The sequence below is a fragment of the Mesorhizobium sp. M1399 genome (assembly GCF_040317735.1).
In the GTDB taxonomy this organism is placed as follows: domain Bacteria; phylum Pseudomonadota; class Alphaproteobacteria; order Rhizobiales; family Rhizobiaceae; genus Mesorhizobium.
The window spans coordinates 1-3,451 of sequence record NZ_JAMYKZ010000055.1; the positions used below are offsets into that span (position 1 = coordinate 1).

3 protein-coding genes are annotated in these 3,451 nt (G+C 53.1%); 2 read left to right on the forward strand and 1 reads right to left on the reverse strand.

Annotated features, from left to right (window positions below):
* Positions 1-1,213 (forward strand): AAA family ATPase (locus tag NKH05_RS32705; protein WP_353027072.1); only part of this gene is annotated, 1,213 nt, incomplete at its 5' end.
* Between the two features lie 283 nt (positions 1,214-1,496).
* Positions 1,497-2,342 (forward strand): hypothetical protein, encoded by an 846-nt coding sequence (locus NKH05_RS32710; protein ID WP_353027073.1) that lies wholly within the window; start codon positions 1,497-1,499, stop codon positions 2,340-2,342.
* A gap of 250 nt (positions 2,343-2,592) precedes the next feature.
* Here NKH05_RS32710 and NKH05_RS32715 read toward each other — a convergent pair whose 3' ends face one another.
* Positions 2,593-2,979 (reverse strand): hypothetical protein, encoded by a 387-nt coding sequence (locus NKH05_RS32715; protein WP_353027075.1) that lies wholly within the window; start codon positions 2,977-2,979, stop codon positions 2,593-2,595.
* Positions 2,980-3,451: the final 472 nt, after the last annotated feature.

Below are 3,451 nucleotides of genomic sequence, written 5' to 3' on the forward strand. Positions count from 1 at the left end.
GACTGACACCGATGCTCTCATCGAAAAACTAGAAGGTCTTCGCACAATCTCCTTCTTCACTTTGCGGGACGTTGGCGAAGTTGGCGAAAAAATTGAACAACTGAAAATCGACCTTGCGATGATGGACAAGCTCGATTCGGTGGAAACGCGAAAGGTAACGGACCCGATCAACTCCCAACTCGAGGAGCTTATCGAGAAGGTCGGAGTGCTGAAGGGCAGCGTCAACAAGCACAAGGCGCGAATTGAGAAGGCGATCAAGGAGAATCAAGCGAGCATCAATAGCTTTCTGAAATCGGCGGGGTACAAGTACTCGGTGGCGATCATCCCGGAGCCCGATTCATACAAGATGAAACTCATTCACAATGACCTGAACGAGCACGTTGCATCTGCGGCAAAACATCTCAGCTATGGTGAGAAGAATGCTTTCGCCTTGGTTCTCTTCATGTATCAAGTTCTGAGCGAAAATCCAGATATAGTTGTTTTGGACGACCCGATATCCTCGTTTGATAAGAACAAGAAATTTGCGATACTTCACGAGCTGTTTCAAGGGAAGGGTAGCCTTAGAGGCCGCACAACTATCATGCTGACGCACGATATCGAGCCTGCCATTGATGTCATTAAGAGCACGAGCGATGTCTTTAAGGGATCCAATCCATCGGCAACATTCCTTACTGCTAGGGGTGGGAAGGTGAGTGAGGTGCCCATTCAACGGGGGGACATCCAGACCTTCACCAAGATATGCAGGGAGAATATTGCTGAGCTCGCCGATCCGATCGTGAAGGCCATCTATTTACGCCGCCATTACGAGATTTCGGATGATGTGGGTCTGGAGTACAATCTATTGGCAAGCCTCTTTAAGAAGAGGCCTATACCGACAGTGAAAACCATAACTGAGAATCGCGACATGAGTGTCGAAGAAAAAAGGAAGGCACAGGAAAGTGTCCTAGTGTTTATTTCGGACTTTGATTACGACGAGCTTGTTAAACAACTTAATGATGTCGCACTGATGAAAGCGAGGTTTCTTGCGACCGATGTTGGGTACGAAAAAATTCAGCTTTTCCGCATTGTTAGAGAACATGACGATGATGTCATCACAAAGTTCATTAACGAATCTTACCACATCGAGAACGAGTATGTGATGCAGTTAAATCCGCACAAATTTGAAAGCGTCCCTGAGTATGTGATCGACGAGTGCACGAAGCTTCTTACCTAAGCAAAGGGACTGGGAACTAGCTGTAGGCTGCGTCAACGGATATACTCGTACGAGAATCGTTTTCGGTTTGGGTGAATGACGGAGGAGAGCAGTTCAGACCAAGGCATTGAAGAGCCGCAGGACGGCGACGCTCCTGAGCCAACCCTTTACCCTGACTTCAATGTGAATATTCGGGGCTGGGAGAGGGACAACGAGGAAGAGGCAAGAGCGTTTGCCTCGGGCTTGTTGGGAGCGACTCGGGGCATTTCCAGGTATCTCGACCTAAAGCCGTCTCGAGTCTATCGTGGTTGGCACGGACTATTACGAAGCATTGGCGAGCGTTGACCGTGGCGAAGGCAGCCCAGCCGCTGATCCAACATCCAACGAGTACGGACAAGGTGCCGCAATGGCTATGCACGTCATGCGGAACGGCGAGATATGGAGCGTGGTGGTGATCTGGATGCCACTAGTCCGCCGGGTGGTTGACGAAGGCCACGAGGACCACAAGCGCGCGCTCCACACCTTCATTCACGAACTTGTTCACGTTGACGATCTTCGGCTGTTTACGAAGACCTACCCAGGTGGCTGGAAGGAGGCCAAGCCGCGCGACGGTCGCGACGACGCACTTCAGAGAATCGTCAACCCGTGCCAATCCGAATACTCCGCCCAGCGGCGTTCCGCATGGGTTGCGCCGGAAGTCGGCCTCGAACTCCTCGACATGCTCGGTAATGCGTTGAAGGAGGTGGACGATCAAATCCGAACCGCTCGGCTCCAGTATCGACTTCATGGAGACATGAATGTCTTCTGGCCGATCGTGATCGAGAGGCTGACATTTCTGTTTCAGGCTATCGGTTATGGGATCGGCCATGCCGACTGGGTCGCCGAGTATGCTGATGAACATCCGGATCTGGCTGCCCAATATGACATGAGGCTGAAACAGCTTTCTGAGTTGCCCTCCGGTTGGCTTCTTGATGAGTGCCGGGAAGCGGTGATACCCTTCTTCAAGATGAAAGAATGGACCGGACAGGAGATCTATGATCCTTTGATCGCAGTACTAGAAGAACTGCTGAATCAATATGGGTTATTCACGCGTCCTAGCGACGGAGGCATTTACGTTGATATGCCGTACACCGGATGGCACGATCTCTGAGGTCGAAAGGCTGAGTGGCTCGTTGTCAGCCGGACAACTCCACCCAAGGCCCTCGTCCCCGTCCGGATTGGTGTGCCGCCCTGAGGCACGAGGCGCTGTTCCTATCGCTCTAGGATAGAGGGCTGATACGATTCCAGTCCCTGGTCTAGATTTCCTGTCCTCCATTAGCCAGATGCTTGACCATCACCCTGCTCGGCATCAAACGCGTAGCCGCCCTTCACCTTAGCGACTTCGTTCCCTGCCCGCGTCTCTATGATCTCGCGAATGGCAGCTTCCGCTTTCCCCCTATCCTGCTGCGCTGCGTAGTGGTGTTCCTTGCCGGGAACAGGGTCCACCAGTCGACTAGCGCCTTCCTCTTCCCCGCGAGATAGACAAATCCTTTGAAATAGCCGCTAAAGCCATAATTCGTGTGGCCTCCGGCCGAGGCGAAGCGTCCGTGCATGTCGGATTTCGGCTGGATCTTGATATCACCGTCATTCGGCTTCGCCGCTCGGATTGCAAGAATGCTGTTCCCGACGGTCACGACGAAATAGCCGTTAGCCTCGAAATCCCCCGCTTCCTCGGGCTTGATCGCGACTTCGTCATACTCCTCGTGGTCCCAATCGACGACGCGGCCAGTCAACTTAATTGCCGTCATCTTGTCATGACTCCGTGCACGAAAAATAGGTGATGGAAGAGCCGATACTGCTTACGGTGTCGGGATCACAGGCGAGGGGGAGACCTATCCCACCACATTCCAGCATCAGTTTGGGGTAGCGGCTATTAATAGCATCGTGGCATTCAGCCGTGCCGACATCAAGAACACGGATGAACTCTACAATGATGAATTTTCCCACGTGCTTCGCGGAGGTGATGGGCTACGGGACACCGGAACTCACGGCCGAGGCCATCGTCCTGAGGCACAGGGACCATTTTAGCCAACCGGCGCTTGCCGCCGCCCGCGCGAGGCTATTCCTAGCGGGAGTGCAAATCGATGATGTCGGAAACATCGTTTTGACATGAGGGGATGCCGTTAGGACACCCGAGCGTCAATTCCTTGGCAGCTTGTGGATTTCCAACCTCACTGGACCGCCCCGGTCGAAAAGCGCCCTTTCGACCGAGCTGAATAA

What these genes read in the sequence shown, in the direction of transcription:
- NKH05_RS32715 (WP_353027075.1), bottom strand. Translation starts at nt 2,979, where the DNA reads ATGACGGCAATTAAGTTGACTGGCCGCGTCGTCGATTGGGACCACGAG.